This window comes from Streptomyces sp. NPDC101151 (assembly GCF_044768335.1).
Taxonomy (GTDB): Bacteria; Actinomycetota; Actinomycetes; order Streptomycetales; family Streptomycetaceae; genus Streptomyces.
Genome location: NZ_JBIWPP010000001.1, coordinates 471,723 through 487,546, shown reverse-complemented (window position 1 = coordinate 487,546; position 15,824 = coordinate 471,723). Strand labels below are relative to the sequence as shown.

Annotated in this window: 13 protein-coding genes; 3 read left to right on the top strand and 10 right to left on the bottom strand. The window is 72.3% G+C overall.

Annotated features, from left to right (window positions below):
* Positions 1-111: 111 nt before the first annotated feature.
* Complete coding sequence (recQ, locus tag ACIRU3_RS02325; protein WP_404050125.1) at positions 112-2,133, top strand: DNA helicase RecQ; 2,022 nt, start codon at positions 112-114, stop codon at positions 2,131-2,133.
* A 66-nt stretch (positions 2,134-2,199) separates the two neighbouring features.
* Here recQ and ACIRU3_RS02320 read toward each other — a convergent pair whose 3' ends face one another.
* From ACIRU3_RS02320 to fahA, 10 genes are all read right to left on the bottom strand, one after another.
* Entirely contained in the window at positions 2,200-4,983 is a 2,784-nt protein-coding gene (locus ACIRU3_RS02320; RefSeq protein WP_404050123.1) for a fumarate reductase/succinate dehydrogenase flavoprotein subunit, read from the bottom strand.
* 11 nt (positions 4,984-4,994) lie between these two features.
* Complete coding sequence (locus ACIRU3_RS02315; RefSeq protein ID WP_404050121.1) at positions 4,995-5,810, bottom strand: ABC transporter ATP-binding protein; 816 nt, start codon at positions 5,808-5,810, stop codon at positions 4,995-4,997.
* Positions 5,794-6,720, bottom strand: a complete 927-nt coding sequence (locus ACIRU3_RS02310) for an ABC transporter permease (protein WP_404050119.1) — start codon at positions 6,718-6,720, stop codon at positions 5,794-5,796. Before ACIRU3_RS02310 ends, ACIRU3_RS02315 begins: the two co-directional genes overlap by 17 nt.
* The gene (locus tag ACIRU3_RS02305; RefSeq protein ID WP_404050116.1) at positions 6,717-8,060 is read right to left on the bottom strand and encodes an ABC transporter substrate-binding protein; all 1,344 of its coding nucleotides are present in this window, start codon (positions 8,058-8,060) and stop codon (positions 6,717-6,719) included. The genes ACIRU3_RS02310 and ACIRU3_RS02305 overlap by 4 nt, the downstream gene beginning before the upstream one ends.
* Before the next feature lie 36 nt (positions 8,061-8,096).
* Positions 8,097-8,324, bottom strand: a complete 228-nt coding sequence (locus ACIRU3_RS02300) for a ferredoxin family protein (RefSeq protein ID WP_010986276.1) — start codon at positions 8,322-8,324, stop codon at positions 8,097-8,099.
* 90 nt (positions 8,325-8,414) lie between these two features.
* Positions 8,415-9,224 (bottom strand): GntR family transcriptional regulator, encoded by an 810-nt coding sequence (locus ACIRU3_RS02295; protein WP_404050113.1) that lies wholly within the window; start codon positions 9,222-9,224, stop codon positions 8,415-8,417.
* A 155-nt stretch (positions 9,225-9,379) separates the two neighbouring features.
* Complete coding sequence (locus tag ACIRU3_RS02290; protein WP_404050110.1) at positions 9,380-10,318, bottom strand: M56 family metallopeptidase; 939 nt, start codon at positions 10,316-10,318, stop codon at positions 9,380-9,382.
* Positions 10,319-10,518: 200 nt separating this feature from the next.
* The gene (locus tag ACIRU3_RS02285; protein ID WP_404050108.1) at positions 10,519-10,893 is read right to left on the bottom strand and encodes a GntR family transcriptional regulator; all 375 of its coding nucleotides are present in this window, start codon (positions 10,891-10,893) and stop codon (positions 10,519-10,521) included.
* Entirely contained in the window at positions 10,890-11,705 is an 816-nt protein-coding gene (locus ACIRU3_RS02280) for a hypothetical protein (RefSeq protein ID WP_404050105.1), read from the bottom strand. Before ACIRU3_RS02280 ends, ACIRU3_RS02285 begins: the two co-directional genes overlap by 4 nt.
* Positions 11,706-11,836: 131 nt before the next feature.
* Complete coding sequence (gene fahA, locus ACIRU3_RS02275; RefSeq protein ID WP_404050103.1) at positions 11,837-13,054, bottom strand: fumarylacetoacetase; 1,218 nt, start codon at positions 13,052-13,054, stop codon at positions 11,837-11,839.
* 270 nt (positions 13,055-13,324) lie between these two features.
* Between fahA and ACIRU3_RS02270 the strand changes: the two genes are divergently transcribed.
* Both ACIRU3_RS02270 and ACIRU3_RS02265 read left to right on the top strand, forming a co-directional pair.
* Positions 13,325-14,563, top strand: coding sequence for an ATP-grasp domain-containing protein (locus tag ACIRU3_RS02270; RefSeq protein WP_404050100.1), 1,239 nt, complete (start codon positions 13,325-13,327; stop codon positions 14,561-14,563).
* A gap of 44 nt (positions 14,564-14,607) precedes the next feature.
* On the top strand, positions 14,608-15,810 hold the full coding sequence (locus tag ACIRU3_RS02265; RefSeq protein ID WP_404050097.1) for an FAD-dependent oxidoreductase: 1,203 nt from the start codon (positions 14,608-14,610) through the stop codon (positions 15,808-15,810).
* Positions 15,811-15,824 lie beyond the last annotated feature (14 nt).

Genomic DNA, 15,824 nt, shown 5'->3' with positions numbered 1-15,824 from the left:
GCGGGGTTCCTCGGCCGGCCTGTGGATAACTCCGAGGCTGTCGGTTCGGGCCCCTATGGTGGAGGCAGCGGTCGAGAGACGACACACGGGGGACCGGCGGGGGACAGGACGATGGGCGCGACGGGCGGGATCAGCGAGATGGCACAGATGACCGAGGGGCCGGGCGAGGCCGCGAGCGAGGCGCTCGTCACACTGCACCGGGTCTTCGGGTACGAGGCCTTCCGCGGTGAGCAGGAAGCGATCATCGAGCATGTGGTGGCGGGCGGGGACGCCCTCGTCCTCATGCCGACCGGCGGCGGCAAGTCGCTGTGCTACCAGATCCCGGCCCTGGTCAGACCCGGCGCGGGCGTGGTGATCTCACCCCTGATCGCGCTGATGCAGGACCAGGTGGACGCGCTGCGCGCCCTCGGTGTGCGGGCCGGCTTCATCAACTCCACGCAGGACTTCGACGAGCGGCGGATGGTCGAGGCCGAGTTCCTCGCGGGCGAACTGGACCTGCTGTACCTGGCCCCGGAGCGGCTGCGGGTCGAGGCCACGCTCGATCTGCTCTCGCGCGGCAAGATCTCCGTCTTCGCGATCGACGAGGCGCACTGTGTGTCCCAGTGGGGCCACGACTTCCGCCCCGACTACCTGGCCCTCTCCCTGCTCGGCGAGCGCTGGCCGGACGTCCCGCGGATCGCCCTCACGGCCACGGCCACGGACGCCACCCATAAGGAGATCACCCAGCGCCTGAACCTGCCGACGGCCCGCCACTTCGTCGCCAGCTTCGACCGGCCCAACATCCAGTACCGGATCGTGCCCAAGGCCGACCCCAAGAAGCAGCTGCTCGCCTTCCTGCGGGAGGAGCACGCGGGCGATGCCGGCATCGTGTACTGCCTCTCCCGCAACTCGGTGGAGCGGACGGCCGAGTTCCTGAGCAGCAACGGCATCGAGGCGGTGCCCTACCACGCGGGCCTGGACGGGGGCACACGCGCGGCCCACCAGTCCCGGTTCCTGCGCGAGGACGGCCTGGTCGTGGTCGCCACCATCGCCTTCGGCATGGGCATCGACAAGCCGGACGTGCGATTCGTCGCCCATCTGGACCTGCCCAAGTCGATCGAGGGCTACTACCAGGAGACGGGTCGCGCGGGCCGCGACGGACTGCCCTCCACCGCCTGGATGGCCTACGGCCTCAACGACGTCATCCAGCAGCGCAAGCTGATCCAGTCCGGCGAGGGCGACGAGGCGTTCCGCCGCCGGGCCGCCTCCCACCTCGACGCCATGCTCGCCCTGTGCGAGACCGCCCAGTGCCGGCGCGGCCAGCTCCTGGCCTACTTCGGCCAGGAGCCCTCCGCCACCGGGTGCGGCAACTGCGACACCTGCCTCACCCCGCCGGAGACCTGGGACGGCACGATCGCCGCACAGAAGGTCCTGTCGACGGTGGTGCGGCTGCAGCGGGAGCGCGGGCAGAAGTTCGGCGCCGTGCAGATCGTCGACATCCTGCTCGGCAAGCGCACCGCCAAGGTGATCCAGTTCGACCACGACCAGCTGTCCGTCTTCGGTATCGGTGAGGACCTGGCCGAGGCCGAGTGGCGGGGCGTCATCCGTCAGCTGCTGGCCCAGGGGCTGCTCGCGGTCGAGGGCGAGTACGGCACGCTGGTGCTCACCGAGGCGAGCGGTTCGGTGCTGCGGCGGGACCGGGAGGTACCGATGCGCAAGGAGCCGAAGAAGCCGGCCACGTCCCGGTCGGGTTCCGGCGGCTCCTCCGGCCGGGGCGACCGCAAGGCCAAGGCCGCCGCGGCCGAGCTGCCCGACGCGCTGCTTCCCGCCTTCGAGGCGCTGCGCGCCTGGCGCGCCGAACAGGCCCGGGAGCAGGGCGTCCCGGCGTACGTCATCTTCCACGACGCCACCCTGCGGGAGATCGTCACCAGCCGCCCCGGCTCCGTGCGGGAGCTGGGCACGGTCAGCGGCGTCGGCGAGAAGAAGCTGGCGACGTACGGGGAAGGCGTGCTCGAGGTGCTGAACTCCCTGGACGGGCCGGGCCCGGCTGCCGCTGCCCCGCCGACGGGCGGTGCTTCGCCCGCACCCGGTGAGTCCGTGGAGGACGACTGGCCGGAGCCGGCGGACGAGCCGGAGCCGGACGACTGGATATAGCGCGCCGGAGACATCGGAGTCCCGTCGTCGTCTCGAGTGCCGCGCCCGAGGCGATGCGGGGGATCCTCACAACCCCCGTGCCGCGTAGGCCCTGACGTCCGCGTCCGAGTCGGTCGTGGCCGTGGCCAGGGCCGCGCGGGCCTCCTCGCCGGCGTTGTGCCGGGTCAGGGCCAGAACCGCCGCCTTGCGCACATCGGCGTTCGGGTCGGCGAGGGCCTTGGCGAGGGCGGGGACAGCCGCCCCGGCGGGCGCGACCGACAGTGCGGTGGCGGCGCCGGAGCGGACCTGCCAGGCAGGGTCCGACAGGGCGGCCACCGCACGGGCTGCGAGCGGTGCCGGGCAGCCGGCCGTGGCCAGCGCACCCAGTGCGGCACCGCGCACCAGCGGGTCGGTGTCCTCGGTGAGCCGGTCCAGGGTGCCGGTGAGCAGCTCCTGGGCCCGCGGGTCCACCGGAGCCTGGCTGACGGCGGCCAGCGCCTTGGCCACGGTGACGCGGACCTCCCGGGAGGGATCGTCCGCGGCGGCCGCGAGCGGCTCGGCCGCGTCGACCGAGACGAGGGCGCGTACGGCCTCGATGCGGACGGAGATCTCGGGGTCGCCCAACGCGTCGGCGAACACGGCGGCTTCGCCCAGCCGCAGGGCGCGCAGGACATCGAGGGCGGCGGCGCGGACCACGGGATCGGGCACGGCGAGCGCGTCGGTGAGAGCGCCGCCCAGGGCGGGTTCGGGCGGCAGGGTCTCGACGAGTTCGCGCAGCGACGCCGCCGCGGCCGCGCGGACCTCGATGTCGGGGTCGGCGAGGGCACCGGCCAGGGCCTGCCCGGTGCCGGGCGGCACGGTCTCGGTGAGGACCGAGACGGCCGTACGGCGGACCCCTGGATCGGGGTCGGTCAAGTAGGGCTCCAGAGAGGCGAGTTCGGGCTCCCCCTCGGCCAGCTCCAGCAGTTCCAGGAGCCGGGGCGAGGCGGTGCCCCGGGCGCCGCTCGGGTCCGGGGCACCGGCGGCGCGGATGGACGTCGGACCGGCGGCGACCGGTGCCACGTCGCGCGGACCGGCCGTGGCGACGTCCTCGGGACGGACCTCGCCCAGCTGCCGGGAGGGACCGCCGGCCGGGGCGAAGCCGTCGACCGGAACCAGATAGGGAGCCACGGGACGGGCCGTGAACTCCATCGCACCAGAGGGGGACTTGTGCAGATCGAGATGGTGGAACCAGGAGGCGTCGTCGCGCCGGGGGTGGTCGATGCGGTCGTGATAGAGCCCCCAGCGGGACTCGGTACGGGCGAGGGAGGCTCGGGCGGCCATCTCCGCGCAGTCGCGGATGAAGGTGACCTCGGCGCAGCGCATCAGCTCGTGCGGGGTGCGGGCACCCATCGCGGAGATGTCGGCGCGCATCCGCTCGAAGGCTTCCAGAGCGAGGGAGAGCCGCGCACCGGACTTGGGCGGTGCCACGTAGTCGTTCACGAAGCGGCGCAGCTTGTACTCGACCTGGGGCTGCGGCGCGCCGTCCGGGTTGCGCAGCGGGCGGTAGATCAGCTCGTGCGCCTCGCGCACCTGGTCCGCGGGAAGCTCTCCGTCGTACGCCGTGTACCGGGCGGCGTCCGCACCCGCGAGGTCGCCGAAGACGAAGGCGCCGATCATGTAGTTGTGCGGGACGCAGGCCAGGTCGCCGGCGGCGTACAGACGGGGGACGGTCGTGCGGGCGTGGTCGTCGACGCGGACGCCGGAGGCGGAGTGGCCGCCGCACAGGCCGATCTCGGAGATGTGCATCTCGACGTCGTGGGTGCGGTAGTCGTGCCCCCGCCCGGTGTGGAAGGTGCCGCGGGTGGGGCGCTCGGTGGAGTGCAGGATGGACTCCAGGGCCGAGATCGACTCCTCGGGAAGATGGCTCAGCTTCAGGTAGACCGGGCCGCGGTCGCTCGCCACCTCCGCCGCGAACTCCGCCATCATCTGCCCGGACCAGTAGTCGGAGTCGACGAACCGCTCACCGTGCCGGTTGACCTGGTAGCCGCCGAAGGGGTTGGCGACGTAGGCACAGGCCGGACCGTTGTAGTCCTTGATCAGCGGGTTGATCTGGAAGCACTCGATTCCGGTCAGCTCGGCGCCCGCGTGGTAGGCCATGGCGTAGCCGTCGCCGGCGTTGGTGGGATTCTCGTAGGTGCCGTAGAGGTAGCCGGAGGCGGGCAGGCCGAGGCGGCCGCAGGCGCCGGTGGCAAGGATCACCGCGCCCGCGCGGACGGTGACGAAGGCACCGGTGCGGGTGTGGAATCCGACGACTCCCACGGCCCGTCCGTCGTCCGGCGCCGTCAGCACGCGCACCGGCATCACCCGGTTCTCGATGCGTATCCGCTCCCGCATCTCACGACGCCGCAACTGCCGGTACAGGACCTTCTTGACATCCTTGCCTTCCGGCATCGGCAGTACGTACGAGCCGGAGCGATGGACCTGGCGGACCGCGTACGCGCCATGCTCGTCCTTCTCGAACTTGACCCCGTACGACTCCAGTCGCTGGACCATCGCGAAGCCGCGGGTGGCGGTCTGGCGGACGGTGGACTGGTCGACGATGCCGTCGTTGGCGCGGGTGATCTCGGCGACGTAGTCGTCGGGCTCGGCGCGGCCCGGGATGACCGCGTTGTTGACGCCGTCCATGCCCATGGCGAGCGCACCGGAGTGGCGGACATGGGCCTTCTCCAGGAGCAGCACGTCCGCGCCGCGCTCGGCGGCGGTCAGAGCGGCCATGGTGCCGGCGGTGCCGCCGCCGATGACGAGGACGTCACAGGTCAGCTCCTCGGCGTCGGTGACGGCGGGGATCTCCAGGGGGGTCTGCGCGGGGGCGTTCGCGGGGGTGGTCACCGGGGTGCCTTTCAGATGCCGAGCGAGGAGAGGACGGTGCGGCGCAGGGCCACACGGTCCGGGTCGTCGAGGGCGCCGCGATCACGCGGCCGCGGTACGTCGCGTACGGCGGCCACGCGACCGGAGCCGAGGAGGGCGATGCGGTCGCCGAGGAAGAGCGCCTCGTCCACGTCGTGGGTGACGAAGACGACGGTCGCTCCCGTGCCGCGCAACACCTCCACCAGCAGGTCCTGCATGCCGGACCGGGTCTGGGGGTCGAGGGCGCCGAAGGGCTCGTCCATGAGGACGGCCCGGGGCCGGCCGGCCAGCGCACGAGCCAGCTGGGCACGCTGGCGCTGCCCGCCGGACACGCGGTGCGGCAACTGCCCGGCCTGTTCGGCGAGTCCGACCCGGGCCAGCCAGGACCCGGCCTGGGCGCGGCGCTCGGGTCGCGGAACTCCCTTGACGGCGAGGGGCAGTTCGACATTGGCGCGCAGCGTGCGCCAGGGCAGTAGCGCGTCCTCCTGGAAGACCAGTGCGCGGTCCGCAGACGGCCCGGTCAGCGGGATGCCGTCCTGCTCCACTGCCCCGGCCAGCGGGGACAGCAGTCCGGCGAGCGTGCGCAGCAGCGTCGACTTGCCACAGCCCGAGGGGCCGACGACGGTGAGGATCTCGCCCGGCGCGACGTCCAGGCCGACGTCGTGCAGGACCGGTGCGTCCGGCCGGCCGAGGACGGCGGCCCGCAGGGCGAGCCGGGTGCCACGTACAGCCACTCGGGCCGGAGCGGCCGGAGCGGCCGGAGCGGCCGGAGCGGCGACGGCCCCGACCGTCTCAGACGAGGTGCTCATCGCGCGCCTCCTGCTCGGTGTCGTCGTGGCCCTGGTGCTGGGCCTCGGGTTCGTTCTGGGACTTGCCGCCGGTGTGCACGGCGACGTGGACGGCGCGTGGGGGCACCGGGGTGCGGGGCCGGCCGCCGGGGACGTAGGAGGTGCGGGGCAGCCAGCGCGTCAGGCGCCGGCCGAGGAGTTCCACGGCCGTGGAGGTGACCCAGCCGAGGACGCCGATCGTGACCATGCCGACGAAGACACCGGGGTAGTTCACGACCGTGTAGTCCTGCCAGGTGCGGTATCCGACGCCGTACTGGCCGGAGATCATCTCGGCGGAGATCACACAGATCCACGAGACGCCGATGCCGACCGACAGACCGCCGAAGATGCCGGGCAGCGCGCCCGGCAGCACGACCGAGCAGAGGATCCGCAGCCGGCCGCCGCCGAGGGTGCGCACCGCCTCCTCCCAGACGGGGGTGAGCGCCTGGACCGCGTGCCGGGTGGAGACCAGCACGGGGAAGAAGGCGGCGGTGCAGGTGATGAAGACGATGCCCTGCTCGTTCGAGGGGAAGAGGAGGATCGCCACGGGGACGAGGGCGATGGCCGGGATCGGGCGGACGACTTCGAGGACCGGGCCGAGCAGGTCCTCGGCGAGGCGGGAGCGGGCCACGAGCACGCCAGTCGCCACGCCGAGGACGGCCGCCAGGGCGAAGCCGGTAAGGATCCGGGTGAGGCTGTCGGTGAGGTCGGTCCAGTAGTCGGCTCCGGAGACCCGGTCGGCGAAGGCCCGGGCCACATCGGTGACCGTCGGGAACTGCGAGAAGCGCAGCCACAGATCGACGTCCAGGCCGGTCAGCAGCTGCCAGAGCCCGAGGGCGGTGGCCAGGGATGCCGCGCGCAGCGCATACCGGGCGAGCGGCCGCCGGGTCATGAGGAGCGTCCGAGCGCGTCGGCGTACGAGACGGTACGGGCGCCGCCGTGAGCGGTGAGGTACGCCTGCGCGGTCGCCGGGGCCACGAAGGGCAGCAGCTGGTCGCCGTCGGTCACCCAGACCGCCTTGTCGGCGAACCAGAGGGTGCCGGTGGTGGCGTCGGGGACATACGCGGCGCGGATGCCGTCCCGGTGCCCGGCCACATAGGCGAGCAGCTTCTTCGGGGAGGTGAAGGACACGGTCTTCTCGCTGCCCTTGGCCCACACCTCGCTCGTGGCGGGTGCGGGCGTGGTGGCGAGCCGCTTGGCGTAGGAGGCGCCGAGAGCCTTCTTCACGTACTGGTCGTCGACGAAGGAGTCCACGTCGATGTCACCGGTGAGCTTGGCGGCCTTGAGGACGGAGACGTCCTGCTTCAGTGCGGCGACGAGCTGGGGTTTGACGGCCGGGTCGAAGGTGGCGATGCCATGGGCGCCGTTGTAGAGGTAGACGACCTCGGCGGGCAGGCCGGTAGCCCCGGCGACCTTCTCCGCGGCGGTCACCGGATGGTCGTCGAGGTAGTCCGTGGCCTGCGCCTGGGCCTTCAGGAAGGCTTCCAGGACGGCCGGGTGCTGTTTGGCGAAGTCCTGGCGGGCGGTGACGCCGTGGAAGGTGGGCAGGTCCAGCTGGGCGCCGTCGTACAGGGCCTTCGCCTTGCCCTGGTAGGCGAGCAGGCCCGGCCAGGCCACGAACTGCGACAGTGCGTCGACGCTGCCCGCGGAGAGGGCCGAAGCGCCCACGGCGGGCTGCTGGTTGAGCTTCGAGACACCGGTGTTCGGGTCGATGCCGGCGCGTTGCAGGGCCCGTACGAGGGTGCCGTCGGCGGCGGACCCGATGCTCGTGGAGACCTTCTTGCCCTTGAGGTCCTTCAGGGAGGCGAGCTTGGAGTCCGGGGCGGTGACCACGGTGTTGAGGCCGCCGCGCAGGTTGTAGCCGGTCACGGACACCAGCTGGGTGGGACGGCCGAGTTGCTTGCCGCGGGCCGCGTTCAGCAGCAGCGGGAAGTCGCCCATCGAGCCGATGTCGATCTTCCCTGCGGTCATCTGGGCGGTGATCGGGGCGCCCGTGGCGTAGTCCTGCCAGTCGACCTTGTAGGTGTGGCCGTCGTGCAGGGAGTCGAGCTGCTTCTCGAAGTAGCCCAGGGAGCGGAGCAGGGTCCCGGCGGTGACGGTGTTGATGGTCTTGGACTGGTAGCCGACGGTCACGGTGACCGTGGAGCCGCTGCCCGCCTCGGCGCTGCCACCGCAGGCGGACAGGGGGAGGAGAAGTGCCGCAGCGGACAGGGCAACTGCTGTGCGTTTCATGGTCGTTCGGCCTCTCGCCGGAGCAGGTCGGAAGGGTCAGCGGAGCAGGTAGGGCATGTTGACCGTGACGGCTCCGGTGGGGCAGCGGGCCGCGCACGGGCCGCAGTACCAGCACTCGTCGACGTGCATGTACGCCTTGCCGTTGCTCTCGTCGATGGCGAGGGAGTCCAGCGGGCACATGTCCACGCAGAGGGTGCAGCCGTCGATGCACTTCGACTCGTCGATGGTCACGGGCACGTCGGCCCGCTGGGGCGCCAAGGGCATGACTGTCTCCAGGAATCGGGTCAGGCAGGGGTTACAGGGGGCGGGAGCTGCGCGGCGGGTGGGCGGGAGCCAGGCAGCGGGTGGGTGGGACTACGTGGCGGGAGGGGGCTGCACAGCGCGGTGCAGGAGGCCGCTCATGGTGATGCGGTCGCCGCGGAAGCGGATGAACTCCAGGTCGACGGGGCGGCCGTCGGCGAGGTGAGTGAGGCGTTCCAGCATCAGCACGGCGGCGCCGCGCGGGGCCTGGAGCACGGCGGCGGAGTGGGCGTCCGCGTTCACCGCCTCCAGGGTGATCTCGGCGTGGCCGAGGTGCTGGCCGGTGATGGCTTCCAGGAGACGGAAAACATCGGTGTTCTCCAGGTCGGCGCCGAGCAGGGCGGTGCCGATGTCGAGCGGGATGTAGGTGAGGTCGAGGGAGAGGGGGAGGCCGTTCAGGCGGCGCAGGCGTTCGATGTAGAGGACGTCGGCGTCGGCCGGCACGCGGAGGCGTTCGGCCACCGGAGCGGGTGCGGGGGCGGGGCCCATGGTGCGGACCTCGTTGGTGACGCGGCCGTGTTCGCGGAGGGTTTCCGCGAGGCCCATCAGAGCGTCGAGCCCGTGCGGGTATTTCTGGGCGACGACGACGGTGCCGACTCCGGGCAGCCGCTCCACCAGGCCTTCCGCCCGGAGCAGGTCCAGGGCTTGGCGGACGGTGTTGCGGGAGGCGCGGTAGTCGTTGGCGAGGGTGGACTCGTGCGGGAGGGTGCCGTCCGTGAAGGCGCCGGTGAGGAGCTGGTGGCGCAGGAGGTCGGCGAGCTGCCGGGCCCGGTCCGCACGCAGCCGGCGACGCGTGCGGTGGGCGGCGACGGTGGTCGCGGCGCCCTGACCGGCGTGGTCTCGGGGGCGGTCGGTGGGTGGCATGGCTGGAACCATACCTAGTGGGTAGGGAATGGGGTGTTGCCGGAGTGTTGCGCCAGGTGAGGGTGTGTTGGATACGGCTCTGAGCTGGGGTTTTGTCCGAGAGTGGGGAAGATCTGCCACTCGGTCGACCCGGGGCGGTAGCCCCCGGGTGGGGGTCAGGACAGTGCCGTCAGCCCCGGAGCGAACGTGATGAGCAATGGCAGCAACGGCACCAGCGCGGCCACCGTCGTGGTGAGCGCGCGGTGCCGGCGGAGCAGTCGCGGCGGGGGCTCCAGGAGGCGGTCCACGCGCTCGCCGAGGAGGCGGCGGCTGGAGGCGCAGGACAGGACACCGCGGTGCTGGTTCAGCTCGATCAGGGCCAGGGCGGTGGTGAGGTGGCCGCAGCGCCGGGAGGCCGTGTCGTCGGCGGCCAGCTCGACCAGCCGGTGTGTCTGGTCGCAGAAGTGGGCGAAGAGCGGGATGCGCGGGAAGCCCGTGGCGAGCGCGGTGGACAGATGGAGCAGCCAGTCGTGGTGGGCGCGCGCGTGGCCGCGCTCGTGGGTGAGGACGGCGTCCAGCTGGTGGTCGGTGAGCCGGTGCAACGCCCCGGTGGTCACGACCAGCTGGGGCGGGTGCCCGGGCATCCACCACGCGTCCGGGTACTCGTCCTCCAGCACCAGCATCGGCCCGCGCGCCGCCGGCAGTCCCGCGGGCAGGTCGGGCGCGCGTTCGCGCAGATGCGCCCGGGCCCGGCCACGGCGTCGGCGGACCTCGGCGAGTTCCCGCGCGAGCATCGCCGTCGTCCAGGCGGCCCCGCAGGCCAGCAGCACGGTGAGAGCGGCGGCCCAGACCGGGGCGGCGGAGAGGTCGTACGCGGCGGTGACGGCGGGCGGCGCGGGGGCGAACACATGGTCGCGGACGGTGTGGAAGACGGCCGCCGCCCCCAGCACCAGCGCGGTCAGACAGCACAGCAGGACGGTGGCCACCAGGCACTGCCACACCCACAGGGCGACCACGGGATCCCGCTCGGGCCAGGCGGCCCTGGTCAGCGCGCGCGGCGCCGGTACGGCAGCCGTCATGGCGACGACGCTCAGCAGGAGCAGGCAGACCGTCATGCCGGGGCTCCGGTTCCTGATCGGAGTGGTGTGCGGGTGTCAGGTGGTACGGGTGCGCCGCGCCGGGGCGCGTCGCACGGTGCGTGTCCCCGCCAGTATGACGGTGAGAGACGGAATGAGTCAGGTGTCGATGTCGATCCGGTCGTCTGCTTCGAGTCCGGCTTGCCCGTGGCGTCGGACCCGGCCGTCCTCCCCCCCGCCTACTCCCGCCACGCTCGTCGCACAGCCTCCAGCACCTCGTCCTGCCCGAACCCCAGAGCTTGTGCCCGCGCCACGAAGTCCCTGGTCGTTTCGACGAGTTCCGTTTCGCGTCGTTGTGCCCCGGGCGGCAGCGGAGCCACCCGCGTACCCGCGCCCCGCCGGGTCCGGATCAGGGACGCGGCCTCCAGTTCGCGGTAGGCGCGGGCTACCGTGCCGGCCGCCAGGCCCAGGTCGGCGGCCAGCTGCCGTACGGTCGGCAGGCGTTCGCCCTCCGGCAGGCGCCCGGTGGTGATCAGAGCGGCGAGCTGGGCGCGGATCTGCTCGTAGGGCGGGACAGGGCTGGCCGTGTCGACCCGTACCGCGGCGCCGCTCACCGGCGGTCACCCGAGGCGGGCCGACGCTGGCCGCGCCGCCGTGCCGCCCCGTCGACCGTGCGCCGCCAGGACGCCCGTGGTGAGCACACGGTGACCAGCGCCCATGACAGGGTGACCAGCGCGGCCACGGCCAGCGGCGACAGCACCGCGGTGGCCACGGTCCCCGCGGTCCCGTCGCAGGTCACGCCCATCAGTGAGGCGGCGGCCGTGGAGGCCGCGCCCACCAGCAGGGCGGACACCACCAGGCCCCAGGCCGCGACCACGGCCAGGGTTCGGTCGCGGCGGGACTGCTCGTCGCCGGGCCGGGTGGCGATCCGCCTCAGGGACCAGCCGCAGGCGACGGTCGCGACGGCCAGGGAGGCCACCATCGGCAGGCCGTAGCGGAAACCCGGCCATGGGCCGTGCGACTCGGTCACACCTCGGCAGGTCAGGGTGAGCGTGCGGCCGGCCCGGCCCAGATCGTCCGGGGAAGCCGTCGCGCCCGCCACGACCAGCAGCACCAGCAGCGCACCGGCCAGGGCGACCAGGAACCAGGTGAGGCGGGGCGGCATGTGGTCGCGGACCCGGCGTGGTGCGAGTCCGGCGATGCGGACGGCGCCTCGGGCCGGTGTGGTCAGCGCGTCGCCCGTCAGTACCCCTGCCACCGCGCACAGCCCGAAGGCCGGGATGGCGTAGAGGATGCCGGCGCCGCCGTCCAGGGGCGTCAACCAGCCTGCGGCGAGGGCCCCGACGAGCAGGCCGGTCCAGCGGGCGTAGCGATCGACCGGCGCGCGGGACGCGGTCGCCGCGGTGGCGATGTCGAGTTCGGGCATGGCAGGTCCCCCGTGAGTCGCATGACTTGTACTCACCGCTTGTATCAAGCGGTGAGTACAAGATGCGTTGCCCGGGCGACTTGTGTCAACTAGTTGCTACAAGCGGTGGTCCGCCCGGCACAAGCTGCCGCTCACGCCGAGACAACCCGCCCGCTGACCTCCCCCAGCCCGACCCGGACCCCGTCCGGCCCCGGCGCCCACGCCGACAGCGTCACGAGATCCCCGTCCTCCAGGAATGTCCGCTTGCCGTCGGGGAGTTCGAGGGCGTCCCGGCCGTTCCAGGTCAGCTCCAGCAGTGAGCCGCGCTGCGCCTCCGCCGGGCCGCTCACCGTGCCCGAGCCGTAGAGGTCGCCGGTGCGCAGCGAAGCCCCGTTCACCGTCATGTGGGCAAGCTGTTGGGCGGCGGTCCAGTACATGGTGGAGAACGGCGGCTCGGACACCGTGTGACCGTTGATCGCGACGGAGATCCGCAGGTCGTAGCCGCCGGGCTCGATCCCCGGTGCCGAGTCGTCCAGGTAGGGCAGCAGCGGGTACGTGCGCTCCGGGGGCGCCACGCGCGCGTGGTCCAGCGCCTCCAGCGGGGTGATCCACGCCGACACCGAGGTCGCGAAGGACTTGCCGAGGAACGGGCCCAGGGGGACGTACTCCCAGGCCTGGATGTCCCGCGCGGACCAGTCGTTCAGCAGGCACAGTCCGAAGACGTGGTCCCGGAAGTCGCCGAGCTCGACCGGACGGCCCAGATCGGAGGGTGCGCCCACCACGAAGCCGACCTCGGCCTCGATGTCCAGCCGGATGGAGGGGCCGAAGACGGGGGCAGGGTCACCGGGGCCCTTGCGCTGCCCGGACGGCCGTACGACGTCCGTGCCCGACACGAGCACCGTGCCGGAGCGGCCGTGGTAACCGATCGGCAGGTGCTTCCAGTTGGGGGTCAGCGAGTCCTCGGCGTCCGGGCGGAAGATCTGGCCGACGTTCCGGGCGTGGTTCTCGGAGGCGTAGAAGTCGACGTAGTCCGCCACCTCGAAGGGCAGGTGGAGGTTCACCGACGACAGGGGATGGAACAGGGATTCGATCGCCGACCGGTGTGAGGGCACCGTCACCCACGCCGTCAGCGCGCGCCGCACATCCGACCAGGCCGTGCGCCCGGCGGCCAGCAGAGGGGTGAGGGTGGGCTGTGCGAGCAGTGAGACGTACGGCGAGCCCAGGACGGCGGCCGCGGCGCCCGCGTCGAGGACGTGGTCACCGAGCCGGACGCCGACCCTCCGCTCCGTGCTGCCGGAGGGCGAGAACACGCCATAGGGAAGGTTGTGCGGACCGAAGGGGTCGCCCTCGGGGACGTCGAAGGGGGGCATGGGGTACTGCCTCACTCTCATCCGCGCCATGCATGGCGATGCGTTCCATGTGGTCGCGCCACACGTTACGGCTGAGTCGCCTGTCTTGGGCAGTGCCTCGATGGTTGCCCGGGCCGTGTCTAAAGAGTTCGCAATGTCCGAATAGGCCTTGTGGGAGGCGGCAATTCCGGCTTAGCGTCCTTTGGGGGACACGGACGGGGTGGGTCCGGTCCGTAGGGGGGACACGTGGGGGGACCCGTGGCCGGAAACGCCGTCAGCGTGCCTTTTGAGATGGACCGTGACGTGCCGGGCCTGATCGTCAAGTTCGGCGAGTACCCGCTGCACCATGGCGGCGTCGGCGCGATTCGCAGCCTGGGCCGGCTGGGCGTCCCCATGTACGCGATCACCGAGGATCCCTACACCCCCGCGGCCGCGTCGCGTTATCTCAAACGGTCGTTCGTCTGGCCGACTACCGGCGCCGAGGAACCGGGCCGCCTGGTCGAGGGCCTGCTGCGCATCGGCCGTAGGATCGGCCGTCCGGCCGTCCTGATTCCGACGGACGAAGAGGCGGCCGTCCTGATCGCGGAGCACCAGCACGATCTGGCCGGTTCCTTTCTCTTCCCGCGGGTCGACCCCGCACTGCCGCGCCGGCTGGCCAGCAAGCAGGGCCTGCACGAGCTGTGCGTGGAACACGGCATCGCGAGCCCGTCGGCCGCCTTTCCGGAGTCGTACGACGAGGTCGTCGCCTTCGCCGACACGGCCCGCTTCCCGGTGGTGGCCAAGAACCGCGAGGCGTTCGTACGGCGCAGCCGGCCCGCCGTCAACGGCACCACGCGGATCGCCACCCGCGAGGGCCTGCTCACCCTCGCCCGTGACTGGGGCGAGCAGCCGGGCGTGATCCTCCAGGAGTACCTGCCGAGGGAGGAGGCCGAGGACTGGATCGTGCACGCCTGCTTCGACGCCGACTCCAGCCCGCTCACCTTGTTCACCGGCGTCAAGGTCCGCTCCTGGCCGCCGCACGCGGGCATGACGGCGAACGCGTACGTCGTCGACAACCCGGAACTCGCGGACCGCGCCGCACGTTTCATCAAAGAGATCGGCTTCAGCGGCATCATCGATCTCGACCTGCGCTTCGACCGGCGCGACGGACAGTACAAACTCCTCGACTTCAACCCGCGCATGGGCGCCCAGTTCCGGCTCTTCGAGAGCGAGTCGGGCGTGGACGTCGTACGTGCGATGCATCTGAACCTGACCGGCCGCCCCGTTCCGGAGGGGGAACAGCGGGCCGGCCACCGCTACATCGTGGAGAACATCGACCTGCCCGCCCTTCTCGCCTACCGCCGCAGTGGCTATACGACGCCGCACGCGCCGGCGAAGGCGAGCGGGACGGAGCTGGCCTGGCTCGCGGGTGACGACCCGATGCCGTTCCTCACGATGCTCGCCCGCTTCGTGCGCCCGGGCGCGAAGCACCTCTATCAGCTGTGGCGGACCAACCGCCGCGGCAGCAGCACCACGCCCACCACGAAGTAGGCAAGGCCACGAATGTGGCGCACCGCGTCCTGGGGAGGGACTTCGTGATTCGACCGGTTGCAGTCATCGGGGCCGGGCCGTTCGGCCTGTCCACCGCCGCCCATCTGAGGGCGCGCGGCATCCCCGTCCGCGTCTTCGGCGACCCCATGGTCAGCTGGCGCGACCACATGCCCGAGGGCATGGTGCTGAAGTCGACGCCCGTCGCCTCCAATCTCGACTGCCCGCAGCCAGGCCACACCCTCGCCGACTACTGCGACGCCGCCGGCATCCGCCGGCTGGTGACCGACGAGGACCTCATCTCGGTGGAGACCTTCATCGCCTACGGCGAGTGGTTCCAGCAGAAGCTGCTGCCCGACCTGGAGCGGGTTCGGGTCGTCTCCGTCGACCGTGACAAGAGCGGCGGGTTCGAACTCAAGCTGGACTCCGGCGAGTTGTTCACCGCGCGCGCGGTCGTGGTCGCCACCGGCCTGTCCGGGCTCGCCCATCTGCCGGCGGAGCTGGCGCCGGCGGCTGCCGACGGGCCGACGCCCACGGGCCCGGTCTCCCACAGCTCCCAGCACCACGACCTCACCCGCTTCGGCGGCAAGGACCTGATCGTCGTCGGCGCCGGCCAGTCCGCGCTGGAGACGGCGGCCCTCGCGGCCGAGGCCGGTGCCCAGGTCCGCGTGGTCTCGCGCGGCCGCGGGCGGGTCGCCTTCGGCGCTCCGCCCTGGGACCAGCCGAGGCTGCGCCCCGAGTCCCCGTTCGGCCGCGCCTGGTCCCTGTGGGCGCTCAGCTACTACCCCCACCCGTATCGCTTCCTGCCCGCCCGGACCCGTCACTACCTGGTCCGCCGGGTCCTCGGCCCGCTCGGCGCCTGGTGGCTGCGCGACCGCTTCGAGGGCAAGGTCCAGGTCCATGACATCGAGCGGGTGGTGGGCGCCGAGGCCCCGGACGGCAGCCCGGTCCTCACCGTCCGCGGCCATGGCGGCCGCACCGAGCGGCTGTCCGCGGACCACGTCATCGCCGCCACCGGATACCGGGTGGACATCGCGGCCATGGACTTCCTCGGGCACGAGCTGCGCACCCGGCTCGCGGTGAGCCGGGGCGCGCCCAGGCTCGGCGCCGGGTACGTCTCCTCCGTGCCCGGCCTGTACTTCACCGGCCTCCCGGCGGCGTCCTCGTACGGCCCGGTGATGCGCTTCGTCTGTGGCACGGAGTTCGCGTCGCCACGGCTGGCCCGGCATCTGGCGGCCGCGCACGGCTGAGGCCGGGTCCTCCG